Consider the following 26,350-nt stretch of genomic DNA (forward strand, 5'->3'; position numbering starts at 1 on the left):
CGCGAATACGGTGTATCAGTCACAGATGTATTGACTGATACACCGTATTCGCGAGCAAGCCCGCTCCCACAGGGGGGTTGTGTGAGCCGAAATAAATCATTTGATGCGGTAGTGGAAGGTATTGCGCACCGCCGGTACAGGCACCGCCTTGCCGTCCACGATCCGAGGCTGATAGCGGAAGGTGTTCGCCGCCGCCAATGACGGGCGCATGAACAAGGGGTGGCAGCCGTCCAATACCTTGGGGTTTTCCACCCGGCCTTGGGTGTTGACGGTGTATTCCACCGAGCAATCGCCTTCGATGTTCTTATCCAGGGCGCGCTCGGGGTAGTCCGGCGCTTCCTTGCTCAAGGGCTGGTATTGGCGGCTGTCGAACGCCGGTGCGGGCGCGGGTGCCGGTGCGGCCGGGCGAGCGGCTTGGGCGGCGGCCAGGCGCTGTTGTTCCAGCTCGCGGTTGCGCTGCTCGGCGGCCTGGCGTTCTTGTTGCTGCTCGGCTTTCCTTTCCTCGACGCGCTTGCGGGCCAACGCAGCTTTCTCCAGTTTTTGCGCCTGGATCTGTGGGTCGACCACCGGTTTGGGCGGCAGCGGCACGCTGACCGGCTCCGGCGGCGCTGCAACCGCCACGGGTTCCGGCACGGGGGCAGGCGCCGGCGGCATGATCACCAGTTGGGTGTGCATCACCCGAGGCGCCTCGACCTGGGGTTTGTCCGTCGACCAACCCAGCATCAGCGCGGCCAACACGCCCACGTGCAATGCCACGGCGAGGCTGGCCGCAAAGCTGTTGCGCCAGAAGCCTGAGCGGTCTGCTGGCGCCATCGTCAACGTTGGACTGTGCATGATCATCGCCGTCATTGCGGGGCCTCGGTCACCAGCCCCAGGTTGCTCACACCACCCTTTTGCAACACCGCCATGGCCGCCACCACCCGACCGTAGCCGGCGTTGTCGTCGGCGCGGATATACACCTGGGTGTCGCTGCGTGCGGCCACCACCTGCATGACCTTGGCGCCCATTTCATCCAGGCTCACGGCGCTGTCGGTCTGGTGCTGGGTGTCGAGTTCGCCGCCCAGGTTCCAGTAGTAGCCGCCATCGGCCTTCACCGACAGCGTGAGGATCTGCTGGCGGGTGTCGGTGGCCAGCGCCTCGGCGGCGACCTTGGGCAGTTCGATCTTCACGCCCTGGGTCAGCATGGGCGCGGTGACCATAAAGATCACCAGCAGCACCAGCATCACATCGATGTAGGGCACCACGTTCATCTCGGCCTTGGGCCCGTGCTTGCGTTGCGGCCTGGTCAGCATGGTCTTGCTCCTTGTTCAGGCGGCCACGGCCAGGTTGATCGACGTGCCGCGCAGGGTGCGATGCAGGCGCACTTGCAGCTCATTGCCAAAGGCGTAGTAGCGGGTGAGCAAGGTCTGGCCACGGGCCGCAAAACGGTTATAGGCGATCACCGCTGGGATGGCCGCAAACAAACCAATGGCGGTGGCGATCAACGCTTCGGCGATGCCCGGCGCCACCGTGGACAGCGTGGCCTGCTGCACCTGGGACAAACCGATAAAGGAATTCATGATGCCCCACACCGTGCCGAACAGGCCGATGTAGGGGCTGACCGAACCCACGGTGGCGAGAAATTGCAGGCCCTTTTCCAGCTCGATTTCCTGCTCGGTGATCGCCACTTGCAAGGCGCGCTCGACGCCTTCCAACACGGCCGGGTCATGGCTGTGCAGGTGCTGGTATTCCTGCACCCCGGCGATAAAGATCGGCGCGATACCGCCTTCGCCCGCCTGCACGGTGTCGCGGTACAGCGGCTGCAAGTCGGGCGCGGCACGAAAGCGCTGCACAAAGCCATTCAACTGGCGTTCCAGGCGGCGCAGCACGGTGCCGCGCTGGATGATCAGGTACCAACTGACCAGGGAGGCCAGCAGCAAGGTGATCATGACCGCCTTGACCAACAGGCTGGCGTTACTGATCAGGCCCCAGATCGTCATATGTTCCATCGTCGCGTGCATGGTGAACTCCTATTCCAACAAAAAAGTGATGACCGGGTGATGACGCGTCACGGCAATTTCAGTGCGCGGGTCACGTCCGCCCACGGCACGAACTTGAAGTTCTGGGTCTGCTCGGGCATACGCTTGCGCCCGTCCTGCACCACCAGCATGCCTTGGTTCCAGGGGCCGCCCAGGTTGATGGCGGTGACCTCAAGACCATCGGTTTCCGAAGAACCGTCGATGCCGGCAGCGGCGTTGAGGCCCACACGGAATGCGCCGTGGGTGGCAAACGGTGGCTCGGCGTCCACCACCAGGTAGCTGTCGTTGCCTTGGCTGGAGATCACCAGGTAGTCGCGCTTGTCGCTCTGGTACAACGCCAGGCCTTCCACATCGGCGTGCAATTGCGGGCCGACCTTGATCACGCTGGTGAGCTTGGCCGGCTGGTCGGCACGCGCATCCACTGCCCACACGCCGACGTCTTCCTCACCGATAAACAAGCGCTGGCGCTGGTCATCGGCCACACAGCCTTCGGGCTGGCTGTCGACCTTGAACTGGCGCACCAACTCGCCCTGCACGCGGCCATCCGGCGCACTCAGGCGGTATTGCAGGAAGGTGCCGTCCTTGTCATTGGCGATGGCATAGATCTCGCCGCTGGCGGGCTGGAACAGGCAGATGCCGTAGATCGCCTTGAGGGGCGTGGGCACTTCACCGGCTTCACGCAGTTCGCCGGTTTTACGGTCGATACTGAACAGGCTCAGGCTGTTGTGATCGCGGTTACTGGCCACGGCCAGGTCGACGGTCTGCGCGCCGAGCTTGAAGTGGGGGCGTACATCGACGTTGTTCAGGCGGCCCACGGCCAGTTCCTGCAACAGCTTGCCGTCGAGGTCGTAGGCCAGCAGGCCCTGTTTTTTGTTGGTGCCCAGCACGCGGCTTTTGGACGGCTGCTCGGGGTGAATCCAGATCGCCGGATCATCGGCAGCATCGCCCTGGCGGCCCACCGGGTCGGTTTGGCGCACGGCGGCGACTTCAGGCAGTACGGGTTCGGCCGCTACCGGCTTGGCCTTCCAGTTGAGTGTGCCCTGATAAAGCGTGCCGCTGGCGTCGTCGCGCACCAGCAGGTTCTGGCCGTTGAGGGTCAGTTGCTCCGGTTCTTTAAGGCCCGGCAAGGTCAGGCTGGGTTGCTCGACCCAACGCTCGCCGCTTTGCTGGAATAGATGCAGTTGAGCGGTTTTGGGATCCAGCGCAATCACCCCACCTGGCACCACGGCCATGGCGCCGGCCTCACGTTTGGGATTATCGAACACCGCCACCGGCGTGCGTTTGACGTCCGCTTCCGGGTGCGCCGGGTAGGCCCACCAGCCGACATTTGTCTCGTTCACCACCAGGCGATGGGCGCCGTCATCCACTTGGCAGAACTCGGCCGAGGGCGGCAGAGGCAAACCGCGCACGCGCTGGGCTTCGCTCAACAAGGTCGCGCCATTGCCCACCAGCCATTGCTCGCCCTTGCCCTCTTCGCCCACCAGAAATACGAACAGGTTGGCGGCCGAGTCGCGGTACAGGCACAGGCCGTTCACCGCGTAGTCGCGGGTGGGCAGGTAGAGTGGTTTGCCGAAGGTTTTGGCGGAGGCGTCGAGGCTGATCAGCAGGGCTTGCTGGCGATCGTTGTCGAGGCTGGCCACCAGTGTCTGGCTGCCTGCGGCGCGGGTGTCGAGGCTGGTGAAGTTGCCGTTGAAACGGGCCAGTTCGGTGCCTTTGGCGTCCAGCAGTTGCAGGCCATCGCGGGGGCTGGCGGTGAGGCGTTCGTTAGTGTTCAGGAACGCCATGGCTTCGACATTCAGGTTCGGTGCCCAGGGGGTCAGGGCTAAATCGGCGGCGAATGTGTGGCCGCTGGTTGCGAGAGCCATCAGCAGGTACAGCTTGGAAAATTTCATGAACATACAAATCCTTCAAAAACATTAGAGATGTGTTGAATTTAAAAATGGGTAAAGGTCAGGCCCAGCTTGTAGGTCGGGCCGTACTCTTCGTACTGGCCGTTGTAGCTGCGGTTGCCGGTGTAGACGAAGTACGACTCGTCGGTGAGGTTTTGCGCCTCGAAGCTCACTTGCAGGTTCTTGGTGAGCGAGTAGCGCGCACTGAAATCCACGAAGGTCTGGGCATCAACGTGCAAGTCATGGGCCTTGTCGTTGATCGAGGCCAGTTCATACAGGTAGGCCGATTTGTAGTTGGCCGACAGGCGCAGGCTGAGCTTGTCGTCTTCCCAACCGAGCATCAGGTTGCCCACGGTGTCCGACTGGTTGGGCAGGCTGATGCTGCGTTTGCGGTTCGTACCGCTGGCACTGTCGAAGCCTTCGATATCGGCGCTTGAGCGGCTGAAGGTGGTGTTGGCGCCCACCAGCAAACCGTTCCACGGCGCCGGCAGCCAATCGAATTTCTGGGAGTAGGCCAATTCCAGGCCATACAGCTTGGCGCTGTCGCCGTTGGCGTAAGTGTGGGCTTCGGAGAAGTTGGCCCAGGCGCCGGTGCCGGCCAGGTCGGTGTTGTAGACGAAGTTCTTGATGTCTTTGTAGAACACGAACGCCGACACGGTGCCAGCGCGGCCCATGAAGTGCTCGATGCCCAGGTCCAGGTTGCTCGATTCCAGGGGTTTGAGGTCCGGGTTGCCGAAAGTGGCTTCGTCATCGTCGATCACAAAACCTGGCGCCAATTGGCCGAAGGTCGGGCGCACCACGGATTTGGTCCAGGCCGCGCGCACTTGGGTGTTCTTGTCGATCTGGTAACGCGCATGCAGGCCCGGCAGCCAGTGGTGGTAGCGGCGCTTGGTGTCGGTGGCGGTGAACACGCCGTCGGTGGCGCCGGTGCCTTTGGCTTCGAACTCGGTGCCTTCGTAGCGCAAGCCGGCAATGAATCGCCAGTCGTCGATGTCAATGGTGTTCATGAAGTAGCCGGCGTTGATGTCTTCGCGAATGGTGTAGTCGTTGACCCGGGATTCGGTCTCGTCGTAGAAGTCGGCGGCATTGAGGCTGCCGATCAACTGCTTGATGCTGCTGGGGCTGATGCCGGGGCCGAAGTTGCCCAGGCGGTAGTCAACATTGCCCTTCTGAAACTGGGTGAGGTTGAGCTGGTCGGCGCTGAAGCCCAGGGTGTCGAAGTCTTCATAAACCCAGGCTTCCAGGTCGTTGGTCTTGTGGCGGCGGCTGACCTTGCCGCCGAATTTGAACTGCGAGGCGTAGCCGCTCAGGTCGTAGTCGCGGGCCAGGTCCAGGCGCAGGTTTTTCTCGGTGTCCTTGGTGTTTTGTTTTTCCCAGTCGACTTTATCGAGGGTGTAGTTACTGGCATCAAAGAAGCCGGCGCCAATGATCGGGCGTGGCTTGTCCTTGTCGTAGAAGCCGCTGTTGGCAAAGTCGCCGCCGTCGAACGTGGCGCTGGCGATATGCCCCGGGCTGTCTTCACTGGACTGGCTGTAGCCGGCCTGGCCGCTCAGGGTCCACAGGCCGAGCATGCGTTCGCCGCCGAACACGTAGGATTGGATCTCCTGGGTTTCTTCGCGGTTTTTGAGCTTGCGCTTGGCCTCGGCATCGCCCAGTTCGCCCGCTGCCAGCGGGTCGGCAAATTCGATGCTGGTGGAGTTGCGGGTCTCGGTGTCTTTGTAGCGGCTGTAGAGGGTGCGCAGGTAATAGCTGCTGACGTCATCGGGCTTGTAGTCGAAGTTCAGGCCGCCGCCAGCGCGTTCGCGGCTGATGTCGTAGTCGCGCTGCTCGAATTCGTTGAGCTTGGCGCCGTCGGTAAAGTCCCAGGCGCCGCCGGTTTCGACGTTGTCCGAACCGAAATCACGCTTCTGCCAGCTCAACGCTGCGGCCACGCCGAAGTTGTCGATGCCGTCGCCCAGGCTGAAACGGTTGCTGGCAGCGCCGGAGAATTTCGGGCTGGTCTGGTGGGTGTTCTTGTCGTAGCTGGCCTCGGTGCTGCCGGTGTAGAACAGGCCCTTGTGGTCGAAGGCCGAGAGGCTTTGCACGTCAACGGTGCCGCCTAGGGAGTTGGCGTCCATGTCCGGGGTGAGGGTCTTGATCACCGACAGCGACTGCACCAGCTCCGAGGGCAACACATCGAGGGCCACGGCGCGGCGTGCAGCTTCCGGAGCAGGCACGAGAGTGCCGTTGATGGTCACGCTGTTGAGGTCCGGGCCCAGGCCACGCACGCTGACGAAGCGCCCTTCGCCCTGGTCGCGCTCTACGCTGATGCCCGGCAGGCGCTGCACCGCTTCGGCGACGTTTTCATCCGGCAACTGGGCCACGCCGTCGGCGTGCACCACGCTCTTGATGCTGTCGGCCTTGCGTTGCTCCTTGAGGGCCGAGTCGATGGCAGCGGCCTGGCCGACCACTTCGACGTGCTCGGTGGTGGCCGCCTCGGCCGCTTGCAGCCGTTCGCTGGCAATCGCCAGGGCCAAGGCGGTAAGCGTGAAGCTGACGAGCCCGGTGCGCTTGTACATGAAATCCTCCCCAAGAAATCCGTTGGCGCCAGGCAAGGGGCCCGGCAACTGGGAGGGCAAGCTAGGGGTGGGGGATGACGGTTCTGTGACAGGTACAGCGTGTGAAGCCCATAACCCGGGGTTTAGAGCGATCTCAAGTGTACAAATGAGCTGAAATGACCTCGGTTCAAATGTGGGAGCGGGCTTGCTCGCGAATGCGGTGTATCAGCCAGCACAGCTAATACTGAAAGACCGCATTCGCGAGCAAGCCCGCTCCCACATTTGATCGGTGTTTGCCAGTCAACTGCGATTATGCCGTGAGCTGATCCGACCCTCCCCCATCGTCACGCAACCGTCACATCCATCTGCTGTGCTGGCGCCCATCGCCTATTTACCCAAGGACTCACGGCCATGTTCTCCGTGCTCAAACCCCACCGCTGGAAACTCAGCCTGCTGCTGATCGCCGCCAACCTCGGACTGATCCTGCACCTGGCCTGTGGCGACCTTAAAAGCTTCAGCGAATGGGTGTGGCTGGATATCTTCGGCGAAGGCGGCTCGGCGCTGCTGGCACTGGTGTGGTTGGGCCTGGTACTCAAAAGCCGCCCTGCCGGGCGCGTCACCAATTACCTGGCGCTGGGCCTGTCGTGCATCTTCTTTTCCTGGTGGATCGACAGCCTCGACGAGTTCATCCGCCTGCCCGACAGCATCACCTGGGACCACTGGCTGGAGTCCGGGCCGATGCCGGTGGGCATGATCCTGCTGACCATTGGCATCTACCACTGGCACCGCGAACAGCTGGCGATCAGTGCGCAGATGGAGAAACGCGAGCGGCTGTTTCGCGAGCATCGTTTGTTCGACAAACTCACCCCATTGGCCGGGGCCGATTACCTCAAGCGCCAACTGGCCGACAGCCTGCAAGACAGCCGCGTACAGCAACAACCGCTGTCGCTGCTGGCGCTGGACCTGGATAACTTCGCCGCCATCAACCAAGCCTACGGGCATGCCGAAGGCGACGCCGTGTTACAGGCCCTCAGCCATTCGCTGCTGCTGAACCTGCGCCGCCAGGACTTGCTCTGCCGCCTGGCCGGTGACCGCTTTGTGGTGCTGCTGCCCAATACCGGCGAACGTCAGGCCCAGGTGCTGGCGCTGGAGTTGCAGCAAGCCGTGCGCGCCCTCGCCCACAAGACCCGCCAGCAAGGCGAACGTTTGCAACTGGGCGCCACCACCGCGGTGGTAATGGCCTTGGACGAAGCGCCCCAGGACTTGCTCAAACGCCTCAATCTGGCGCTGGCCAAGGCCAAACAACCTCTTGCGAAAAGCGCCTGAGATGGCCGTGAAAACCAATTGGTATGAAGCCGACAGCCGCTTCATACCCGGTCACTACCAACCCGCCACACTGATCGACCTGGCCTTGTCGCGGGATATCGACAGCCATCGACTGCTGCGCGGTACCGGGCTGTTTCATGAGGACATCCTGGCGGGCACGGCGCGGCTGAGTCCCCAGCAGTTTTTGGGGTTGATCGGCAACAGCCGCAAACTGCTCGATGCCGACGACAGCAGTTTCCTGTTTGGCCAGCGCCTGCTGCCCGGTTATTACGGCGCCGCCAGCCATGCGTTGGGGCATGCGCAGAACTTGCATCAGGCGTTGGAGATTTTGATCCAGCAACAGGTGCTGCTCAGTCCGTTGGTCACCCTGCAACTGGAACTGGACGAGCACCACGCCTACCTTTACTGGCTGGACAGCTGCGGCGCGGGCGAACACTGGCGTTTTTTACTGGAAGCCAGCATGACGTCGCTGGTCGCCATGAGCCAATGGCTCAGCGGCGAGCGCCTGCCATGGGTATGCAGTTTCAGCCATGCCGAGCCGCGTTATGTCGAGCAGTATTGGGTCCACCTTGGGGAAGAAACGCGCTTCGACCGGCCGCTGGACATGATGAGCATCCCCCGCGCCTTCCTCACTCGCCCCTGGCCAGGCGCCTCGGCCACCGCAGGCCAAGTGGCGCGCCAGCAAGCCCGCGAGCAGATCGAGCAACTGGGGTTTGCCGGCAGCTTTCTCGACTGCCTTTACGACTATCTGCACGAGCACGTACGCCAACCGCCCAGCCTGGAACTGGCCGCGCAGGCCTTCGCCATGAGCCCGGCGACCCTCAAGCGCAAGCTGCACAAGCACGACACGGGGTTTCAGCAGCAGGTGGACCGGGTACGCAAGCAGGTGGCGCTGCACCTGTACCAGGTCAAGGGATACACCAATGAAGAAGTGGCGGCGTATTTGAGTTTCAACGATGCGGCGAACTTTCGGCGTGCGTTCAAGCGCTGGACCGGCAGCACACCGAGCCTGATTCGGCAGTTGTTCAACAGCCACTAGCCAGGCGTTCGCGCAAGAATTCCACCAGTGCCTGCACCGGCCGCGAGCTTTGCCGGTGCTGCGGGTACACCGCCGACAGGGTCAGGTCCTCGGGGGCGAACTCGTCGAGGACCGTGACCAAGCGGCCGTCCTTCAACGCATCCCCAACGATAAAGGTCGGCAAATAGGTCACACCAAACCCAGCAATAGCGGTGTCACGCAGCAAATCGCCGTTATTCACACGCATGCGCCCGCACACGTTCAGAGCTTGCAACTTACCCTTGAAGCGCCATTGCACCTGGCGGCTGTGGCCGTAGGGCAGGCAGTCATGCCTGGCCAGGTCTTCGGGCTGCTGCGGCGTACCGCGCAGGGCAAGGTATTGAGGGCTGGCGCAGTACACGCGGGGGATGCTGGCGATGCGGCGGGCGATCAAGGTGGAGTCTTCCAGGGTGCCGATACGCAGCACCAGGTCGTAGCCCTCGCCGATCAGGTCCACGGGGCGGTCGCTTAAATCGACCTCGACCGCGACTTCGGGGTGGCGCTCCAGAAACTGCGGCAGCAGGCAACCCAGATGGGCAATGGCGAACGACAGCGGTGCACTGAGACGAATAGTGCCACGCGGCTCGCTGTTCTGCCCGGCGATGCCCTGCTCCACTTGCTCGACTTCACTGAGCAGGCGCAAGGCGGACTCGTAGTAACTCTGGCCCAGTGGCGTGACATCCAGGCGGCGGGTGGAGCGGTTGAGCAGGCGTACGCCGAGGCGGTCTTCCAGTTGGATCAGGCGGCGGCTGACGAACTGCTTGGACAGGCCCAGCTGTTCGGCGGCGGCGGTGAAGCTGCCGGACTCCATGACCTGGCAGAACAGGCGCATGTCTTCAAAGGGGTTCATTGTCGCTTCTCGGTGGACATTTGTGCGGTTGTATAACCGGTTCGTCGCAACACCACAAACCAAAATGTGGGAGCGGGCTTGCTCGCGAATGCGGTGGGTCAGCCACAGAATCTATTGACTGACACTCCGTATTCGCGAGCAAGCCCGCTCCCACAGGGGTATTGCGCAGTTTTCTAGAACGGGTTACTTGGCAGTAAACGCCGAGTAGCTGTTCATCAGGTTGCGGTAGTTGGGGATGCGCGGCGACAGCAGGTTGGCCAGGCCTTCCATGTCGTTGCGCCAGTCAACTTGCAGCTCGCAAGCCACCGAGAACCNGGCAGTAAACGCCGAGTAGCTGTTCATCAGGTTGCGGTAGTTGGGGATGCGCGGCGACAGCAGGTTGGCCAGGCCTTCCATGTCGTTGCGCCAGTCAACTTGCAGCTCGCAAGCCACCGAGAACCAGTTCACCAGTTGCGCACCCGCTGCGGTCATACGCGACCAGGCGGCTTGTTGCACGGTTTCGTTGAAGGTGCCGGAGGCGTCGGTGACCACAAACACTTCGAAGCCTTCTTCCAGCGCGCACAGGGTTGGGAACGCTACGCACACGTCGGTTACTACACCGGCGATGATGATCTGCTTGCGGCCGGTAGCCTTGACCGCCTTGACGAAATCTTCGTTGTCCCAGGCATTGATCTGGCCAGGGCGAGCGATGTACGGCGCGTCCGGGAACAGCTCTTTGAGTTCTGGAACCAGCGGGCCATTGGGGCCGGCTTCGAAGCTGGTGGTCAGGATGGTCGGCAGGTTGAAGAACTTGGCGACGTCAGCCAGGGCCAGCACGTTGTTCTTGAACTCGTTCGGCGAGAAGTCTTGCACCAGGGAGATCAGGCCAGTCTGGTGATCGACCAACAGTACGACGGCGTCATCTTTGTTCAAACGGTTGTAAGCCATGGGGATATCTCCTAACGGGGGTTGGGTTAATCAGAACGCAAAGCACGAGCAGCCAAACGCACCCCAGAAACCCTGGAAGTCGCTGACGGGCACGCTGGAAAGACGGGCTTTTTCGTGGCTGTGGGAATGCACGCCGCACGGGCCGCTGCACTGGTGGACTTGCGCCTGCAATGGCGAGCTTGGGCGCCAGTGACCCGGCACCTTGACCACGGGCGACCAGTCCGGAAGCACCGGCACGCGGGGCGGTGCGTAGTCTTCGAAATCACCGGCGCCGTAGACCACCTTGCCGCCGACCACGGTGAGTACCGATTCAATCCATTTGATGGCCTCTTCATCGACGCTGAAAAAGTCCGCCGACAGCGCGGCCACGTCCGCCAATTGGCCGACCTTGATCTGGCCTTTCTTGCCCTGTTCGGACGAGAACCAGGCACTGCCGTGGGTGAACAGTTCCAATGCGGTGAGGCGCGGCAGGCCTTCGGCGTGCAGTTCCAGGCCGCCAACGGTACGGCCGCTGACCATCCAATACAGCGAGGTCCACGGGTTGTAGCTCGACACCCGCGTGGCATCGGTGCCCGCCCCTACCGGCACGCCTTCAGCAAGCATGCGCTTGATCGGCGGCGTCGCTTCGGCGGCCTTGGCACCGTAGCGCTCAACAAAGTATTCGCCCTGGAACGCCATGCGGTCCTGGATCGCAATACCGCCGCCCAGAGCGCGTACGCGCTCGATGTTTTTCGGGGTGATGGTTTCGGCGTGGTCGAAGAACCACGGCAGGCCATTGAACGGGATATCGCGGTTGACCTTCTCGAACACGTCGAGCATGCGCGAGATGGACTCGTCATACGTGGCATGCAGGCGGAACGGCCAGCGCTGTTCCACCAGGTGACGCACCACCGGCTCCAGCTCCTGCTCCATGGTCAGCGGCAGGTCCGGGCGTGGTTCCAGGAAGTCTTCGAAGTCGGCGGCGGAGAACACCAGCATCTCGCCGGCGCCGTTGTGGCGCAGGTAGTCATCGCCCTGGTGCAGCTTCACGCTGCCGGTCCAGTTCTGGAAGTCGCTGAGTTCTTCCTTGGGTTTTTGGGTGAACAGGTTGTAGGCGATGCGCACCGTCAACTGTTCTTCCTTGGCCAGTTGCTCGATTACGGCGTAGTCGTCCGGGTAGTTCTGGAAGCCGCCGCCGGCATCGATGGCGCTGGTGAGGCCCAGGCGATTGAGCTCGCGCATGAACTGGCGGGTGGAGTTGACCTGATATTCCAAAGGCAGTTTCGGGCCTTTGGCCAGGGTCGAATACAGGATCATCGCGTTGGGGCGTGCCACCAGCATCCCGGTGGGGTTGCCGTTGCTGTCGCGCACGATCTCGCCACCCGGTGGGTTCGGCGTGTCCTTGGTGTAACCGGCCACGCGCAATGCAGCGCGGTTGAGCAAGGCGCGGTCGTACAGGTGCAGCACGAACACCGGGGTATCTGGCGCGGCCTGGTTGAGTTCTTCCAGGGTGGGCATGCGTTTTTCGGCGAACTGGAATTCGTTCCAGCCACCCACCACGCGCACCCACTGCGGGGTTGGCGTGCGGTCGGCCTGGTCCTTGAGCATGCGCAGGGCATCGGCCAGGGACGGCACGCCTTCCCAACGCAGTTCGAGGTTGTAGTTCAGGCCGCCACGGATCAGGTGCAGGTGCGAGTCGTTGAGGCCCGGGATGACGGTGCGGCCCTTGAGGTCGATGACCTTAGTGCCACTGCCGCGCAGGGCCATGGCTTCACCATCGGTGCCCACGGCGACAAAGCGCCCCTGGCTGATGGCGACGGCGGTTGCCCGCGGGTTTTCACGGTCCACGGTGTGGAACTGGCCATTGAACAGAATCAGATCGGCGTTCATAGGGTTTCCTTTACAGAGGCTTCAAGCCAGGGAGCGAACAGGCGGGTGGCGGCTGGCATCAGCAGGTAGACCACCAGCAATACGATGGTCACGGTGACCAGGAACGTGGCGACCACGTAGTTGGAGAGGAACGGGTGCAAGCGCAGAATTGGGCCCCAGATGAGCGGAACCAGCAGGGTCAGCGGCAGGATCACGAACAGCGTGACCACGGCCTGCTTCCAACGCGGCGGCTTGGCGGTACTGCCCGTTTCGGGGTTGAACCAAAATTCGTTGACGGCGCCGATTTCGGTATTGTCGCCGTCGGCCAGCATGGGGCTGGCTTCGTCGATCAGGGTTTTGCGCTGGGGGGAGTCGAGCCAGGTTTCCAGGTCATCGGTGGAGCGGTAGCGCAGTACGCAGGTGAACAATGCCAGGCCGTTTTGCTGGCTGCGTACCACGTCAACGCCGAGGTGACCGGGGCGCTCGCCGGCGATGCGCACAATGCGACGCAGCCAGGCTTCGTAGTCGGTTTCGCGGCCTTGCTTGATCAGGTGTTTGACCACCAAGGTGACGACTTCGTCAGGGCTGGTCTTGGGTGCTGGGTCCATTGTTTGTCCCTCTGCTTGGAGATTTCAGCGATGAGGGGAGTTTGCCGGGGTGGTGGCGGGGAAAATTGGATGTACGTGCTGTTTGGAGCGGGTGGGGTGGATGCATACCCGGCAACGTCGGCAACAACCTACGACGCAAGAAGAAACGTACTACTGACGAGCACGCAAAGTAGACCTCCTACTTAAGCATCCGCCTACTCGCGGGTCCAAAAATAATAAAAAAGAGGTCTGAGCCATGAATGAAGCTACCAGTCTCGCGCACGTCGCCGTTGTGCAGTTCGACCCCCAAGTCGGCACGCAGAATCGACAATCCAATCTGGATGCCAGCCTCAGCCTGGCCCAACAAGCCGTGGACAACGGCGCCAACCTGATTGTGCTGCCTGAGCTGGCCAATACCGGCTACCTGTTCAGCAATCGCCAGGATGCCTTCGAGCATGCCGAGCCGGTTCCGGACGGGCCGAGCACACGGGCCTGGATGGACTTTGCGCAGGACCATCAGGTCTACCTGGTCGCTGGCCTTGCCGAACGCGAAGGCATGCAACTGTTCGACACCGCCGTGCTGCTGGGGCCGGATGGACTGATCGGCAAGTACCGCAAGGCCCATCTATGGAACAAGGAAAAGCTCTGGTTTACGCCAGGCGACCTGGGCTTCCCGGTTTTTGAGACGCCCATCGGCCGAATCGGCTTGCTGATCTGCTGGGACATCTGGTTCCCCGAAGTCCCGCGCATCCTGACCCAGCAAGGCGCCGACATCATTTGTAGCCTGAACAACTGGGTGTGGACCCCTCCTCCGTTGTTCGACGAGGCCGGCAAATGCATGGCCTCGTACCTGACCATGACCGCTGCCCACGTCAACAACGTGTTCATCGCTGCTGCCAACCGGATCGGCGAGGAACATGGCGGGCGCTACCTCGGCTGTTCGCTAATTGCCGGCACCAACGGCTGGCCCATCGGCAAGGTTGCCTCTCCCAGCGAACAAACCATTTTGTATGCCGATATCGACTTGTCCACTGCACGCAGCGCACCGATCTGGAACGAACTGAACGACCTTCAGCGGGATCGCCGCGTCGATCTGTATGACGGCATGCTTGGCTATCTCCACCACCCGTGCCTGCCACGATGATGAGGGCACGATCATGGACTCCATTTCGGCAAATCCGTCATCGGCTGCTCGCCATTTAGTGATTTTGCTTGCAGTAACAGTCGCCGCAGTCGGGCTGATCGCTGGCCTGTCGGTGTTGTACTCACTTTCCGCAGCGTCTTACTGGCCCAGCTACAACGACATGGTGACCAGCCTACCCTCACCCACGGCTTGGCTGCGTTGGGTGGTCGGCGATATCAGTGAAGTGGCGTTTTACAAACACGAGTTTGCTTCCATTGGTTTACTGCTGGGTGGCGCATTCGGCTACTGGACCAGCCGTTATGCCCAGGGCTGGCAGGGCTTTAGCATCGCCTATGGCACGGGGCTGTGGCCCTGGCTGGTAACCAGTTCATTGCTTGGGCTGTTGCTGAGCAATGCACTGTGGGGCTGGACGGTGACGGCCGAGTCCTGGCAGCCCACGTTTGCGGCATTTGTGTCGTTGCCGGCGGCGATGGTGCTGCTGTTTGGCCCAGGCTGGAAAGTCACACTCAATGGTGCGCTCCTCGGCGCGATCCTGGTAACGCCGAGTTGCCTGCTGATAGTGAATTACCTGTGCATCCCGCTGGGACTGCCAGTGGTGATCGGTAACGTACTGGGGATGGCGCTGGGCAGTGTGGTGGCGTTTCTGCTGTGCAGGGCGTTGCCGGTGTTGGTCAGCCGGCAACCCGAAACAAAGGTCAACGCCCCTCCTCCCACCGCCCTTACGCCACCCGACTACGGCATGCGCTGGACAATCCGTCGCGTGCTGGCAGACTTTTCCGAAGCGCCATTTTTTGGCAATGAATGGGCGAGTCTTGGTTTGCTTGCCGGGGTTTTTCTGGCGTACGCATTAAACCCTCTTAGCCCTGCCTATGGTTCAGGCTGGTTACCGCATCTGGTGGCGGGTCAGGCGCTGGCCTCACTGCTAGGTATTGGGTTATGGCGCCAGCAATGGCGAAAGCGCGGGTGGTATCCGACCTATGTGCCGTTGGTGTCGGTGGTGCCAGCGGCGGTGTTGACCCATGGTGGCAGCCCAATCGTCATCGTGGTCAGCGCCTTGCTGGGAGCATTGATGGCGCCACCCTTGGCCTGCGCGATTGCCGGGAGGCTGCCGACGTACATGCACCCGTATATTGGGAACGTGTTATCGATGGCGATCAGTACAGCATTGATCGTACCGATGATAGGGGCGTTGATTGAGCTTTAGGGCGGGAACGGTGGCACAAAGCAAGGGACAGATTTATTGTTTTCGGACAATAAATCTATCCTTTCGCGCACACATTTGACGCCGTCGCGGGTCAAGAATCCGCCTGATCGGCGCTTAACCCCTCGATTCGCGCGAGGCGAGTATTTCACCAGAAATGGAAGTCTTTTTCAGAGTTTCCTCGACTGGCAAAAGTCGCCCCTAACGGCATCATTATTTGGCTTGGCGAAGCACAAGCTGCGACAGACGGGTTTTAACGCGGAAGCAGAATTCACGAATTTGAAATTGATACGCGGGCATAACCATGTAGTTTAAATCGGCACCTAGGGAGTCTTTAACTTCCATGTATTTGGCCGTTTTGGCAGCAATGGCTTGGTATTCCGCCTCGTATTTAGCGTAAGACGCTTTGTTGTACATCTTTAAAACGTCCAACTCTTTACGGCATTGCTCAGCGCGATTTGGGTTCAAGTCTGTTTCTGACTCTGACTGAGCAGCGTGCGCAGAGGCAGGGGCTGGTGACTCAGCACTTGCGGCAGGTTCTGCCTCATACCGCACCGTGTAGGGTGGCGTCGAAGGTGCGGCTTCAGGTGATGCTTGCTGGACGACGGCGGGAGGTGGAGTCACGTTAGGTTTTTCTGGGGTTTTTGTAGCGCATCCCGAGAGGGCAAGCCCTACCACTACAACGATGCCACACATTTTATCCATCGGTTCCACCAAGAAGTAATTACGATTGGCTGAGTCGTTAGGTTCTGGGTAAAAGTAATAACTCACTCAATGATCGAGTGTAAATTTTCTACCAGCCTCAAGGCGCTCAATCTCTCTTCCTTGAGTACACAGACGAGGGATAATAGTAAAAAAACAAAGGGATGACGAGTAAAAGCTCGTCAGAAAAATCATAGGCTTGATGAGGCAATTGCCGTGGGACCAAGGGGCGCAGCTAGCATAGAACTTCGGCCTTTTGTTCTGATCCCAATACCAGGCGTGCTTTAAACCGTGAGCGCCTGCTGACCACCCATAGAGGTTCACAAAATGAAAATGACACTACCCGCCCTCGTTTTGAGCACCCTCATTTCGCAAGGATCGATGGCTGCCGGAGATGGCACAGCCGCCCTTGGAGGCGGCGTTGGTGGTGTGCTTGGCAACGTCGTAGGTCAACAGCTCGGCGGCTCAACTGGCGCAGCGGTAGGTGCTGGCGTAGGGGGAGCCGCCGGCAGTGCTGTCGGTGCTCAAAAAGGCAACAGAGCGGAAGCTGCGTTAGGTGGCGGAATAGGCTCAGCCGGCGGCTCGCTCATTGGTAATCGCCTCGGAGGAACAACTGGCTCGACTATCGGCGCCGGCGTGGGTGGTGCAGCGGGCGGCGCGCTGGGGAATAACCTGGCAGATGACGAGAGTAGTCATCGATCAGACGGTAAGAAGCATAAAGGCAACGCCAAGCATAAACACAAGAACAAGCATCGTTAGCCTTTAAGCAGAAACACAAAAGCCCCGCATTCGCGGGGCTTTTGTTTGAATCTTGGCGGGAAACCAGGGATTCGAACCCTTATATAAGGTTCAACCCAACACCTACTTAACTGCGATCACCTTAGCTTCAATCTGCGACGTAGTCAACCTCAACGAATCCGGCCTCTCCGCAAAAAAATACTACCTTAGCCCGTTGTAGCCCCGAAGCTTGCAAAGGTGCAACTCGTTGCAACTTAAGAATTGCACCTTAACGAGCTTGAAATTCAGGGCAAAAGTCACTCTGCCTAGCTCACGACCCGACTCCTTCTGGCGAATACGCGAGTAATTCGACGTATCAGAGCTTACTCAACTGCGCAAATGCCTACGCACGGTAAGGATCGAAATCACGAATCTCTCTGCTCCTAGGCTGCCCACGCATCAAAGCATCACCGATGACTCGATCTACCGAAACATCTCTGAAGTGACCACACCCGCACTGCAATCGATAATGCCACTCAGTGTGTGACTCAAATTTCATTTTTACACGTAAACTCGCAGTACAAATAAGCAAACCCGGCCATTATTAGCAATTACTTTTTTTCAGTAATTAAATCAACATAACAAAAGCCATCAAAAAACCGCAACTCAATTAACAATTTAACCAATCACTGAACAACAACAGCGCTCAAAATCAAAACACCAAACAAAGCACTAGATACTAAAACTATACCGTAAAATCAATAAAAACAAACACTGGCTACGCACTTTGCTAAAAACAACAAAACAAGATCATAGTTTACTTTTAATATACTGTTAAAACATCATCGCACGCTGTTAAAGTGCAAAAAAACCTTGACGACGGCACATCTCCCCCTCTTAAATGGCAGCCCTCACATGATGGGGTGGATGATGAGTCAGAAAAAAGAAGACATGAAGAGAAAAACAATCAAGCCTTTTAACCGAAGTGAGCTAATTAAAATAAAAGCGACTCTCGAACGGACAGGCTCGATTACAGACCGATTACTTTTTTCACTGATGCTCACCGGCATGAGGCCTAGCGAATATCTGCCGATCAGATCGCAAGACTTGATACTTGGGCTCGAAAAAACTTTCAACTTCAGAGGACTGTCAATGCCTAAGGCAGATGTAGACTCTGCGCTAGAAATGCTGAGTCTGAGGAACACGTCAAGGAATTATTATATTTTTCCAAGCCGCTCGACTTCAAACTCCCCGATGAAGTATAAAGAACTTTGCAATAAACTGGTTTCGTGGCTGAATGCTGCGAACGTAAGCCACGACGAACGCTCGCCACACACTGTACGTTGCTCGGTAATTATCGCTAACTCAGAGGCGGTGGTGAAGTTGCCCAAGCGGTTCAAACTTAGCACTGGCATGACGAGTCTGAACACTATTCAGAACTTCATTCCTAAAAAACACCCTCATCAGAACTAGAACGAACGCTGACAAATGGGCTAGAGCGGTCGAACATTTACCACTAAGCCCCCCTAAACATCCAGTACATTAGGAACCTCACATTATGGAATTCACACTTTCGTATCAAGACAACAGCCAAATTATTTGCGGCCCAGCACAATCGCTGGAAGGTACCAACCTATTCTGTCCCGTATCACGGACAGCGCCAAGCCAGCTAGCTTATCAATACACTCCAACCAAACCCTGCTTCGAATGTGGGCCAGCCACGCTTTAACTAATCTGGTAAGCTTGAGCGTGCTTATCTACCATAAAGCGCGCTTGTAACGCTGCAGGTTTCCTACACCCGCAAAAATGCTAAACCCCACGCCTCTCAGCCCTTTTCCGCCCATTTACTAATTCAGAAGTAAAGAATGAACAACCAAGCACTCAACTTAAATTTCTGACAGCCATCATATGACCTTTGCACATAGAAAATTATACCCAGGTCATTCGATCAGTGTACTTCTGGAGAGTTATTGAAGCACCAGTGGACGTAGCATGCCCTTGCAGAGACGGCTGTCAGACAGGTCTTGGCCCTTCGGGCTTCCATCCTCACGCCCTCCGACCCTCATGGTCTGCGCGCTCCGCTTGCATAGTGATCAAAGCCACCACCTAGCTTGGACATATCTTACAACTGCCACATACTAGCCTCATCCGCTCAGAAACGAGGCTCAGCAAATGGCATGGCCATTTTGGAAGGACAAACGCCCCGCCTGGATACAGGCGGAAGAACGAGATTTCATCAAAGCAGCCAACAGCCTCAAGACACTGGAGGTGACACCACGAGGCGGCATGAGAATTGACCCTGAAGAACTCAGAGGTCAGATCCTAGCCGCTCGAGAACGGTACAAAGACTTGGTTGAGAAATAGTGATGCTGGATGTCCTGCCTACGCTGTAGCGGAATCTGGCCCGTGTCGCGATACACGTGCTGACCTAACGAGCCAGGTTCGGCAGGAGTCGAGAGGGGCGTTTTCGACACCGGGCACCTGCGCCACTACCCCCCCAACTAAGCCCAAGCAACTGAATGCCCTACACAACATCTAGTATGTCGTAAGGCTTGAGGTCTTCAGGGCACCATTCGCCGCCTCGAGCAAGCCCAAACGATGGTACTGCTTCGGTAGCTGCTGGCTAACTTCAAGTAGCTTCTCTTGCAACCAAGATGCATCCTGCGCTGAAAATGAGAAGCCCATCCACTCAAACTGAAGTTCGAAGCCGCTCTCCTCAATGGTTCGAACCGCAACAAGGATGCCTTCGCCGACGGCACCGTCAAGAAACTCAAGGTTAGCATTCTCAACATGTACAGCACCTTCCGCGCTGAACTGCCATGCGCCGCACGACAATCGGTACTTTCTATTGAGCAAACCTTCTTCACGTACAGCGGCCGTAACGCTTTCTACATCAGTTTGCTCCGCGATTGCCAAAGCTTCCGACAAGCAAAAGGCGATCTCTGCCGCGACCTCTGCACTGACGTCCACCCCTTCAGACTCAAATTCAATTCTCGCGCCTCTCCCGTCAGTGCCTGCAACACGGCATTCATAGCGTTCATCGAACTCCCGACCTCGCCAGCACAAGAAGTCGCGTTTGAATTCTAGTACAATAGCGTGATCTGCATTTGATGCACTCATTAATAAACCCTTCCATTCTTCTTAGATTTTTCTTCTGATAGTTCTATCTTTGCGAGCAGATACCCTCCAACGCATAACTGGTCAATTAGCCAAGATGCTTCGTCAAAGCTGAAGGTATACACCTTATTCTCGATACCCAAATATCGTGCGCGAAGCTCGTGATTGAACGCTACGAATAGCTTGTAGGAATTACGCGTACCGGGATATCGGAACGATCCAGAGGCAACAAGGTGCATATCGTCCGGGCTGTAGCCATAACCTTGTAGTTGGTCGTGCTGTGGCGCCAGGGTTCGCGATAAAATCATTTGGTAAAAAATCTTGCAGTAATTTAGCTTCAGCGCTCGCCCCACCTTAGGTTCGCCACCTGCGCGCTCATAGCTGGCTTGCACCAATGTTGCGAGGCTGCCCGCCAACTCCCCACATTGTTGCGCTGTAAAGTAGTAATCAGAGTCGTCCAGAACGCACCTAACAGCGTTACCGGCTAATTCAACTGTGGCAGTGAACGTCCTCTCTTCCATTAAGGCACGGCACATCATCAAACGCTCAACTTTAAAGAGCGTGCTCATCGAAACATCAACTGCCTTAACCATATACCTTCACCATTGAAGCCAAATACAAACTTAAACGGTCTGTCGCTCAGAAAACTTTAGTGGACATCAAAAATAATTATGAGAACGTTGCCGCGATAACACGATTGTCCGTGGAGTTCTCTGAGCGCGCCCTTCGGGACGGCTATCGTGAACAGAGCCGTTCGCCGCGTCTCGGCCGATGGGATTACATCCTCGCGGCATGCGCGCTCCGATTACGTCGTTGTACGAGCTGTAATCTGACCGTTCAGGCTCTAGACTGCGGACCCTCACTTTTTATGAACAACGGAATACGCATGTCTGAAATTGAAAACGATAATGTCGAAGAGAAGGCAAAACCTGATGATCTTTTTCAAACCGCAGAGCAATATTACTCGATGGTAAAGGCCCATCGTCGTCACAAGCGTGCGGCTAGATTTCGAGAGATGAATCCTTTGGCGTGGTACTTCGACGAATTCCCCGCACAGGACATGTATAAGAGTCCGTTATCGAATCAGCGCTCAACTCGCCAGGAAGTCAGATATCACTGGCTAAGACAGCGCGCAGGCTGGATCTTCTGGTCTCAGTTGAAGACTACCACTGCGGTGCGATTTGCCGCCTTTGGAGGATTGATCTGTGCATTCTATCAGGCCGCACCTGGCATGCATGGTGAGGCCGGTGATGCAGGAGCTCCTTTCAGGTGGCTTTTATTAGCAGGTCTAACGTACCTCATCGCTGTGCTTTGGTATGAAATCTGGTGTCCTCTTTTGTTGAAACAGGCCCTTTCCTCCAAGCCTGGTTTACTCGAAAATCAATCCAGTGTTTGGCTTCGTACGTTGGTTGAGGATGAGCTGCGTCGCTGGTGGAGCAAGCGCAATTGGTTGCCATATCCTGACTTACTGGATGAGCAGAAGTCCGAAGATCGGACAGCGATCGCAATTATGTCCGGATATGGTGTACCTGCGTTCGCAGGGTTCGATGCTTATGCATGCGCTCACATTGAGCGGGCTCTCTTCGAATATCGCAACTTGCGCAAAGTTACTATGTGGCGAAGGGGCGATCGCTCGCCGGATATGGAGGAGTTCTCACCGCAATACAGCTACGAGGGTAACCGCCCCTTAATGCGTCGTTTGACCATCAGTTCTCTCGATGAATACGATATCAAGGACAATCCCAAATCAAAGGCGGGAGATCTGGTGGTACGCTGGCATAGGTGTCCTATCGGCATATCTTCGCAACTTGATAGTCGAAGCACCGTCAACATACGACACGAAGCTGAAGGATTAGATCACTTGTTCGCAGATCATGCAGGGGCCATAGCGTTCGCTCAAACGATTGCAGTTTGGCAAAACACGATGCACCCAATCCGTCGTCTCATCCTAATGGTTCTGTATTTAATGAGTGGAATTTTTTTCGTGTGGTTTGTAGTCCTTCAACTACAAATCATTCTCCCGAAAATGTTTTGAGCCAATCTCTGTCGCTCACTGACCGACGGCTCTAATACTGTTGTGCGCGCCCTTCGGAACGGCTGTCGTAAACCGAGCCCCTCGCCAAGGCTCTGTCTCGGCCCGGAGGGCTTCCATCCTCGCGCCTCGGCCTTACGGCCTGCGCGCTCCGCTTGCATTCAGATACCCAGCCGATTTCTGGTACCACAGCCGCCGAAGCATTTGATGCTTCTCATCGCCCCCTGTTGGCAGAGAAAATTCAGATTACTAACCATCTCATGCCAAGCGCTGATGTCATCGCCTGGACAATCCACCTCCCTGGCGATTACTTGCTGCACCGTAAACCTTCTGTCTAGGCTCTAAGTGCAAAATCGTCTTGCTCATAGTGGACGCCCGTAATGGTATGTATCACTAAGCTACCAGGCACAAAAGCTATCTGAGTGCCCAATGTCTCCTTAGGCCCCAGAACCATGTACCCACCATTTGTAGGTTGCACGATAGAGGCTTCCCGTGAAGCAACATGCGAGAACAGTACGATGTTCTGCCCCCCAGGCTTCTGAACCGACTTGAAGATGACTCCGTCAAAACGAGGACAATGTTGTGTCGCAAGGTACTCTGCGATGACCTGAGTTATCAGATAGCTTTTTCCGGAGCCCGGCAGGACTGGAACCGTAATTTGGTCGTGCAAGACTCGAAGAAATTCTCGTCGCCCGGCTTTGAGGAAGTAATTAGGCTCAAAAAAGCTAGGATGTGCGCCCAGATCGGCCTCAGCAAAGCGCCCAAAGTCCAATACCCTGAGGGCCCCGTTAATGCGGAATTCTCCGCTTATAACATCGCTACCTACTGGCGGTCGGAGCTCGGCCACACAAGTGTTACGTTCAAAAGCACCATAGAACGCAGGAACCCCCACAGGGTTCATTCGTCCATCTCTGGCTTTTTCTTTCGGAGGGGCTCCCAGATTACGGTCAGGATCAGCAGAAATTGAGTCGATTTCTTCAGACGAAGCACATGGACGAGCTCGGAAAATTGGCGGCGAGGTATCCGGTGCTAGCAGCCTTACAACGGCACTCTCTTGGATTGAACTTGAATAGCTGTCTAGTCCGTCGAACAGCCAACCCAGAAATTTTCGTGCGCCATCGTTGAAGAAACGATTGCCATGCAGCATCCCTTCCTGAAACTCGACCCACTGACGACCGATGCTATCGGGAAGAAAGGGCTTTCGGACGTAATTGGTGTCTCCGCTATAGGAGTAACCCTCAAGGTCGTTGCAGATGGCTTGGACTATAGGCTCTTCGTTGTCGCAACATAGAACCTCGCTCACCCAAAACTCGGGATCCTCTCCGTCCTGAGAGCCGTCTTGGCCAAAGCGCCGGTAGTAGTCCCCCTCACATATGTAGCCGTCCAATACAGTTTTTACCATGTCGGAGATATTTGAAAAGGGAAGGCATCTGCGCTTTATCCCACACAGCGCACACAACATGGATGAACCTTCACTCTTGATCTGGCACTCCAGATACGACTCTATAACGCATTTGTAACAGATGAATTTCTCCATAATGCAGCAAGATTCCTTCTACCAGCACCGAAACTGATCCGGTTTTTGAGCAATAAAACCGGAGATCACTGTCCTTTTTTGCAGGGTTATAGGCGTACTAAGTGGCGGGCTTGTTCATTATTCTTCTATGCAGTTCTTTGAGATCGTCGCAATCAGTACGACTGGACTCAGTGAGCAGCTCAAAAAGCTCGTTATTACCCAACCAATGCCCCGTATGGTCTACCCCACGTTGGAGTTGCACGAGTTGCTGGTGAGTGAGCTTTGCAGACCAGGCTCGAAAGCTCATCTCAACTTTCTCTCGGGTGTCGTGACACTTAGGGCACAACGCCCGAAGCGAGCTGATTGGGTACTCCCAAGGCCGAAATCCATTGCTCATACGGGCGTAGTAACAATGGTGAGCTTCAAGCCTACCGGCAGCCCCGCAATCTTGGCATTTATGCTCAGCCACGCGCTTCACAAGATCGGCTTTTCTTTTCCAGCGGGGATCAAAAAGGAGCTGCGAGTACGTGGACTTTGCCGAGGTCGGAGTGAAGTCGTAGCCCTCGATTGGATAGATTCCCAGATTCCAGCTATGGCCCATTTCGTAGTAGAAGCCAAAGCTCTCGAAGATGTCTTCGAACTCTGTGAGATCCCCCCCGAAATTTAGCATGTGGTGAATGCTACTGCCGTCGAACACCAAAACGTGCACGGCATCGTTTAGCCAGCTTTCCCCTCGCGACTGCCACTCCGCAGGCGAGAGGAAAAATGCATCACCCAGAAGCCCCTCACGCACCAGCCAATCTTCGAATGCTAACAGCAGTCGGCGCAGATTTTCTTCCATGCAAAACTTCCATATCTCAGTGGTCGCTTTCCCTCGCAGGGGAAAGCTCTTCCAGCCCGAAGGCTTAAGTGAGAGTAACGTTTCGTACCTGTAGAGAGCTGGCGAATCAGAAAAACGCGCGACGTTTCGTTCCTGCTAACGGGGACGTTGGTTAGAGATCAATTAGGTCTTTGATAGCCAGGCGCGAACATCGAGCTCTCCACCCCGTAGAGAGCAAGAGGATCCTGGAGCCATAAACGATAAGCCTTGTCACCAATACTGTGATCTGGAGAACAATCTACGTGGTACTGCTGCAGGACGTACCCAGCCATTGCGGCGCGCACACGAAGCTTAAGCACCCCCTCATGCATCTCATAGTCGCGCTTAACAATCTCAGTAGAGTCTTTATCGGGATGCGGAACCAGGGGCAACTCGAGCATGCGATTCCATTGGTCATCATGCTCCGGCGCTTCTTCATAACGGGGTTTTTCTCCCATCTGAATCTCTGCCTGCCCGATTCGGGTCAGCACGAAATCCCCGAAATTACTACGCTTTCGATCAAACGCTCGAACGTGCCACCGAAGACCATCACACCCAATAGCAAATGGAACGACTTCCCGCTCGGACTGACCTGAACCAGAAGTGTAGGTAATCGTCACCACGCGCTTGAGGCGAATTGCCCTTGTGATGGGGGCAAGAATTTCTACTTTAGGTCGACTAAGGAGCGACACCGATTCGTGTGGTATGAGCGGTTTCTCATCTGAGTCCATTCCATACCCAAATCCCTGTGAAAGCGCAGTGAGCACTCGCTCGGGTGAATGAACAATCAGCGGGGAAAACGCTTCTCTAATCACATACAGTTTTGTCACCGAATCGAGCTCGGTATTGCCAGGTGCAATCTCCCGATACAGTCCGAAGTCTCGAGTTGCAGCTGCCCCTCCTACCCCAAACCGCTCCATGAGATCTGTCCGCGAGACAACCCCTGTGAAGTACAGGCGGAAATCAATGTACGCCAGACGTTCCCGCTGCGCTTGGCTGTACTCGCTCAAATCAATCATGTGCTCTCCGTCTAGCTGTCTAATTTATTACCGCTTTGCCGCTTTGCCGCCCTATCCGTCAAATCCACCAGTGGTCAGTGGTCGGCGATGATTTACCAGTAATCATAGCACGAGATGATTTGACGTAATCAAAATGATGATGATATGATTTTGATATGGGCACGATAGATGTGCTTATGCAGTATCTCTGGTGACGCAAGAAAGACGGTTAGAGATCATCAGGAAACACCAGAAACAAAAAGGCCGATCAAGTTCGTACCTTGACCGGCCTTCGGGAAAAGACGTCTGAACAGGCTCCAGATGTCTCTCGCGCTTTGTTGAGAAGCGTTGCGATGGTAGCCCCTGTGGGTTTCTTTCGCAAGGTAGCGAGTTCTGTATTCGAGCCTACCTCAGCAGGAGACACTCCATGTCCCAGATTGAGATGTTCGACAAGCCCGATGGGGAAGGTGAGGTCATCTATCGCATGACCATCACAACCAAAACGGGCAAGGTGATTCGACGTGCAAACGGTCAGCCGTTTCGTATCGTCATTCGCCCTAAAGCAGCCAAGTAATATGGCTGCTTAACAGAGCTCAGGGCACACAAGTGCCCTGCACTCTCTAGCTTCCGATGAAGAAATTCCATGAGCCTAGATTTCTATGATCGTGATCGGATGCCGATAGCATATACCGATGACGATGAACATTTGTACTCGTACTGCGGTCGCCCCGTAGCCTACATCCATGAAGGCTCCATTTACTCCTATCCTGGTCACCATCTAGGTTGCATATCCGATGGAGTGATCCGCGACAACCATGGCCACATTGTGCTTTACACAGCGGACTCCAGAGGTGGTTGTGAGAAACCGTATCTTCTACCACCCCCGCAGAAGGTTCTCAAGCAGATGCGATACCTCAAGTGTCGACGACGCGCTAAGCATGAAATCCCGTTTCGGCTCTCCTGGTGGTCGAAGATGCCTAGTCAGGAATTCTTCTCTTGACTAGCGGACTACACGCAGCCTTTGA

General features: G+C 57.1%; 23 protein-coding genes and 2 pseudogenes. 9 read left to right on the forward strand and 16 right to left on the reverse strand.

What is annotated here, in order from left to right:
- Window positions 1-96: 96 nt before the first annotated feature.
- Genes ACLD1Y_RS23710 through ACLD1Y_RS23730 form a run of 5 tightly spaced genes read right to left on the reverse strand, consistent with a single transcriptional unit; the run spans window position 97 to window position 6,465 of the window.
- Window positions 97-849: an energy transducer TonB gene (locus ACLD1Y_RS23710; protein WP_429480219.1), complete on the reverse strand. Its 753-nt coding sequence runs from the start codon at window positions 847-849 to the stop codon at window positions 97-99.
- On the reverse strand, window positions 846-1,292 hold the full coding sequence (tolR, locus tag ACLD1Y_RS23715; RefSeq protein WP_122488299.1) for a protein TolR: 447 nt from the start codon (window positions 1,290-1,292) through the stop codon (window positions 846-848). Before tolR ends, ACLD1Y_RS23710 begins: the two co-directional genes overlap by 4 nt.
- A gap of 15 nt (window positions 1,293-1,307) precedes the next feature.
- Complete coding sequence (gene tolQ, locus ACLD1Y_RS23720; protein WP_429480220.1) at window positions 1,308-2,000, reverse strand: protein TolQ; 693 nt, start codon at window positions 1,998-2,000, stop codon at window positions 1,308-1,310.
- A gap of 47 nt (window positions 2,001-2,047) precedes the next feature.
- Window positions 2,048-3,910 (reverse strand): phytase, encoded by a 1,863-nt coding sequence (locus ACLD1Y_RS23725; protein WP_429480221.1) that lies wholly within the window; start codon window positions 3,908-3,910, stop codon window positions 2,048-2,050.
- A 41-nt stretch (window positions 3,911-3,951) separates the two neighbouring features.
- A complete protein-coding gene (locus tag ACLD1Y_RS23730) occupies window positions 3,952-6,465 on the reverse strand; it encodes a TonB-dependent receptor (RefSeq protein ID WP_429480222.1) in 2,514 nt (837 codons plus the stop codon).
- A 390-nt stretch (window positions 6,466-6,855) separates the two neighbouring features.
- Between ACLD1Y_RS23730 and ACLD1Y_RS23735 the strand changes: the two genes are divergently transcribed.
- Both ACLD1Y_RS23735 and ACLD1Y_RS23740 read left to right on the forward strand, forming a co-directional pair.
- Window positions 6,856-7,770 carry a GGDEF domain-containing protein gene (locus tag ACLD1Y_RS23735; protein WP_429480223.1) on the forward strand — a complete coding sequence of 305 codons (915 nt, stop codon included), beginning with the start codon at window positions 6,856-6,858 and terminating at the stop codon, window positions 7,768-7,770.
- 1 nt (window position 7,771) lies between these two features.
- The gene (locus tag ACLD1Y_RS23740; protein ID WP_429480224.1) at window positions 7,772-8,809 is read left to right on the forward strand and encodes an AraC family transcriptional regulator ligand-binding domain-containing protein; all 1,038 of its coding nucleotides are present in this window, start codon (window positions 7,772-7,774) and stop codon (window positions 8,807-8,809) included.
- Here the strand turns inward: ACLD1Y_RS23740 and ACLD1Y_RS23745 are convergent.
- The 5 genes and pseudogenes from ACLD1Y_RS23745 to ACLD1Y_RS23765 all read right to left on the reverse strand — a co-directional run bounded on the left by ACLD1Y_RS23745 (window position 8,796) and on the right by ACLD1Y_RS23765 (window position 13,060).
- The gene (locus tag ACLD1Y_RS23745) at window positions 8,796-9,677 is read right to left on the reverse strand and encodes a LysR family transcriptional regulator (RefSeq protein WP_429480225.1); all 882 of its coding nucleotides are present in this window, start codon (window positions 9,675-9,677) and stop codon (window positions 8,796-8,798) included. The two genes, ACLD1Y_RS23740 and ACLD1Y_RS23745, sit on opposite strands and share 14 nt — an antisense overlap.
- A gap of 183 nt (window positions 9,678-9,860) precedes the next feature.
- A pseudogene (locus ACLD1Y_RS23750) lies at window positions 9,861-9,989 on the reverse strand (hydrolase); the annotation flags it as partial.
- Window positions 9,990-10,007: 18 nt separating this feature from the next.
- Window positions 10,008-10,604: pseudogene (ycaC, locus tag ACLD1Y_RS23755) on the reverse strand (isochorismate family cysteine hydrolase YcaC); the annotation flags it as partial.
- 30 nt (window positions 10,605-10,634) lie between these two features.
- On the reverse strand, window positions 10,635-12,473 hold the full coding sequence (locus ACLD1Y_RS23760; RefSeq protein ID WP_105699741.1) for an amidohydrolase: 1,839 nt from the start codon (window positions 12,471-12,473) through the stop codon (window positions 10,635-10,637).
- Window positions 12,470-13,060 carry an antibiotic biosynthesis monooxygenase gene (locus tag ACLD1Y_RS23765; RefSeq protein WP_429480226.1) on the reverse strand — a complete coding sequence of 197 codons (591 nt, stop codon included), beginning with the start codon at window positions 13,058-13,060 and terminating at the stop codon, window positions 12,470-12,472. The genes ACLD1Y_RS23760 and ACLD1Y_RS23765 overlap by 4 nt, the downstream gene beginning before the upstream one ends.
- 235 nt (window positions 13,061-13,295) lie before the next feature.
- Between ACLD1Y_RS23765 and ACLD1Y_RS23770 the strand changes: the two genes are divergently transcribed.
- Together ACLD1Y_RS23770 and ACLD1Y_RS23775 are read left to right on the forward strand one after the other, a co-directional pair.
- Window positions 13,296-14,183 carry a nitrilase family protein gene (locus ACLD1Y_RS23770; RefSeq protein WP_429480227.1) on the forward strand — a complete coding sequence of 296 codons (888 nt, stop codon included), beginning with the start codon at window positions 13,296-13,298 and terminating at the stop codon, window positions 14,181-14,183.
- A gap of 13 nt (window positions 14,184-14,196) precedes the next feature.
- Window positions 14,197-15,387, forward strand: a complete 1,191-nt coding sequence (locus ACLD1Y_RS23775) for a hypothetical protein (RefSeq protein WP_429480242.1) — start codon at window positions 14,197-14,199, stop codon at window positions 15,385-15,387.
- A gap of 210 nt (window positions 15,388-15,597) precedes the next feature.
- Here the strand turns inward: ACLD1Y_RS23775 and ACLD1Y_RS23780 are convergent, their stop codons facing one another.
- Complete coding sequence (locus ACLD1Y_RS23780; RefSeq protein WP_429480228.1) at window positions 15,598-16,155, reverse strand: hypothetical protein; 558 nt, start codon at window positions 16,153-16,155, stop codon at window positions 15,598-15,600.
- Window positions 16,156-16,413: 258 nt separating this feature from the next.
- Here ACLD1Y_RS23780 and ACLD1Y_RS23785 point away from each other — a divergent pair, with 258 nt between their 5' ends.
- Window positions 16,414-16,845 carry a hypothetical protein gene (locus ACLD1Y_RS23785; RefSeq protein WP_429480229.1) on the forward strand — a complete coding sequence of 144 codons (432 nt, stop codon included), beginning with the start codon at window positions 16,414-16,416 and terminating at the stop codon, window positions 16,843-16,845.
- Between the two features lie 909 nt (window positions 16,846-17,754).
- Window positions 17,755-18,276, forward strand: coding sequence for a tyrosine-type recombinase/integrase (locus tag ACLD1Y_RS23790; protein ID WP_429480243.1), 522 nt, complete (start codon window positions 17,755-17,757; stop codon window positions 18,274-18,276).
- A gap of 1,062 nt (window positions 18,277-19,338) precedes the next feature.
- Here the strand turns inward: ACLD1Y_RS23790 and ACLD1Y_RS23795 are convergent.
- Together ACLD1Y_RS23795 and ACLD1Y_RS23800 are read right to left on the reverse strand one after the other, a co-directional pair.
- Window positions 19,339-19,923: a hypothetical protein gene (locus tag ACLD1Y_RS23795; protein ID WP_429480230.1), complete on the reverse strand. Its 585-nt coding sequence runs from the start codon at window positions 19,921-19,923 to the stop codon at window positions 19,339-19,341.
- Window positions 19,923-20,513: a hypothetical protein gene (locus ACLD1Y_RS23800; RefSeq protein ID WP_429480231.1), complete on the reverse strand. Its 591-nt coding sequence runs from the start codon at window positions 20,511-20,513 to the stop codon at window positions 19,923-19,925. Before ACLD1Y_RS23800 ends, ACLD1Y_RS23795 begins: the two co-directional genes overlap by 1 nt.
- 293 nt (window positions 20,514-20,806) lie before the next feature.
- On the opposite strand from ACLD1Y_RS23800, the gene ACLD1Y_RS23805 reads away from it, so the two are divergent.
- On the forward strand, window positions 20,807-21,955 hold the full coding sequence (locus tag ACLD1Y_RS23805; protein WP_429480232.1) for a hypothetical protein: 1,149 nt from the start codon (window positions 20,807-20,809) through the stop codon (window positions 21,953-21,955).
- A 331-nt stretch (window positions 21,956-22,286) separates the two neighbouring features.
- Here the strand turns inward: ACLD1Y_RS23805 and ACLD1Y_RS23810 are convergent, their stop codons facing one another.
- The 3 genes from ACLD1Y_RS23810 to ACLD1Y_RS23820 form a co-directional block, all read right to left on the reverse strand.
- Complete coding sequence (locus tag ACLD1Y_RS23810; protein ID WP_429480233.1) at window positions 22,287-23,489, reverse strand: RES family NAD+ phosphorylase; 1,203 nt, start codon at window positions 23,487-23,489, stop codon at window positions 22,287-22,289.
- Between the two features lie 97 nt (window positions 23,490-23,586).
- Window positions 23,587-24,309, reverse strand: coding sequence for an HNH endonuclease (locus ACLD1Y_RS23815; RefSeq protein WP_429480234.1), 723 nt, complete (start codon window positions 24,307-24,309; stop codon window positions 23,587-23,589).
- A gap of 158 nt (window positions 24,310-24,467) precedes the next feature.
- Entirely contained in the window at window positions 24,468-25,346 is an 879-nt protein-coding gene (locus tag ACLD1Y_RS23820) for a helix-turn-helix transcriptional regulator (RefSeq protein ID WP_429480235.1), read from the reverse strand.
- A 406-nt stretch (window positions 25,347-25,752) separates the two neighbouring features.
- Between ACLD1Y_RS23820 and ACLD1Y_RS23825 the strand changes: the two genes are divergently transcribed.
- Both ACLD1Y_RS23825 and ACLD1Y_RS23830 read left to right on the forward strand, forming a co-directional pair.
- Entirely contained in the window at window positions 25,753-25,899 is a 147-nt protein-coding gene (locus tag ACLD1Y_RS23825; RefSeq protein ID WP_410239493.1) for a hypothetical protein, read from the forward strand.
- A 69-nt stretch (window positions 25,900-25,968) separates the two neighbouring features.
- On the forward strand, window positions 25,969-26,325 hold the full coding sequence (locus tag ACLD1Y_RS23830) for a 4-fold beta flower protein (protein WP_429480236.1): 357 nt from the start codon (window positions 25,969-25,971) through the stop codon (window positions 26,323-26,325).
- Window positions 26,326-26,350: the final 25 nt, after the last annotated feature.

The organism is Pseudomonas sp. 18175, from assembly GCF_050432925.1.
Lineage (GTDB): Bacteria > Pseudomonadota > Gammaproteobacteria > Pseudomonadales > Pseudomonadaceae > Aquipseudomonas.

Coding starts and splice junctions, on each gene's coding strand:
- ACLD1Y_RS23710 (WP_429480219.1), bottom strand. CDS start 849: ATGACGGCGATGATCATGCACAGTCCAACGTTGACGATGGCGCCAGCA.
- tolR (WP_122488299.1), bottom strand. CDS start 1,292: ATGCTGACCAGGCCGCAACGCAAGCACGGGCCCAAGGCCGAGATGAAC.
- tolQ (WP_429480220.1), bottom strand. CDS start 2,000: ATGCACGCGACGATGGAACATATGACGATCTGGGGCCTGATCAGTAAC.
- ACLD1Y_RS23725 (WP_429480221.1), bottom strand. CDS start 3,910: ATGAAATTTTCCAAGCTGTACCTGCTGATGGCTCTCGCAACCAGCGGC.
- ACLD1Y_RS23730 (WP_429480222.1), bottom strand. CDS start 6,465: ATGTACAAGCGCACCGGGCTCGTCAGCTTCACGCTTACCGCCTTGGCC.
- ACLD1Y_RS23735 (WP_429480223.1), top strand. CDS start 6,856: ATGTTCTCCGTGCTCAAACCCCACCGCTGGAAACTCAGCCTGCTGCTG.
- ACLD1Y_RS23740 (WP_429480224.1), top strand. CDS start 7,772: ATGGCCGTGAAAACCAATTGGTATGAAGCCGACAGCCGCTTCATACCC.
- ACLD1Y_RS23745 (WP_429480225.1), bottom strand. CDS start 9,677: ATGAACCCCTTTGAAGACATGCGCCTGTTCTGCCAGGTCATGGAGTCC.
- ACLD1Y_RS23760 (WP_105699741.1), bottom strand. CDS start 12,473: ATGAACGCCGATCTGATTCTGTTCAATGGCCAGTTCCACACCGTGGAC.
- ACLD1Y_RS23765 (WP_429480226.1), bottom strand. CDS start 13,060: ATGGACCCAGCACCCAAGACCAGCCCTGACGAAGTCGTCACCTTGGTG.
- ACLD1Y_RS23770 (WP_429480227.1), top strand. CDS start 13,296: ATGAATGAAGCTACCAGTCTCGCGCACGTCGCCGTTGTGCAGTTCGAC.
- ACLD1Y_RS23775 (WP_429480242.1), top strand. CDS start 14,197: ATGGACTCCATTTCGGCAAATCCGTCATCGGCTGCTCGCCATTTAGTG.
- ACLD1Y_RS23785 (WP_429480229.1), top strand. CDS start 16,414: ATGAAAATGACACTACCCGCCCTCGTTTTGAGCACCCTCATTTCGCAA.
- ACLD1Y_RS23790 (WP_429480243.1), top strand. CDS start 17,755: ATGAAGAGAAAAACAATCAAGCCTTTTAACCGAAGTGAGCTAATTAAA.
- ACLD1Y_RS23795 (WP_429480230.1), bottom strand. CDS start 19,923: ATGAGTGCATCAAATGCAGATCACGCTATTGTACTAGAATTCAAACGC.
- ACLD1Y_RS23800 (WP_429480231.1), bottom strand. CDS start 20,513: ATGGTTAAGGCAGTTGATGTTTCGATGAGCACGCTCTTTAAAGTTGAG.
- ACLD1Y_RS23805 (WP_429480232.1), top strand. CDS start 20,807: ATGTCTGAAATTGAAAACGATAATGTCGAAGAGAAGGCAAAACCTGAT.
- ACLD1Y_RS23810 (WP_429480233.1), bottom strand. CDS start 23,489: ATGGAGAAATTCATCTGTTACAAATGCGTTATAGAGTCGTATCTGGAG.
- ACLD1Y_RS23815 (WP_429480234.1), bottom strand. CDS start 24,309: ATGGAAGAAAATCTGCGCCGACTGCTGTTAGCATTCGAAGATTGGCTG.
- ACLD1Y_RS23820 (WP_429480235.1), bottom strand. CDS start 25,346: ATGATTGATTTGAGCGAGTACAGCCAAGCGCAGCGGGAACGTCTGGCG.
- ACLD1Y_RS23825 (WP_410239493.1), top strand. CDS start 25,753: ATGTCCCAGATTGAGATGTTCGACAAGCCCGATGGGGAAGGTGAGGTC.
- ACLD1Y_RS23830 (WP_429480236.1), top strand. CDS start 25,969: ATGAGCCTAGATTTCTATGATCGTGATCGGATGCCGATAGCATATACC.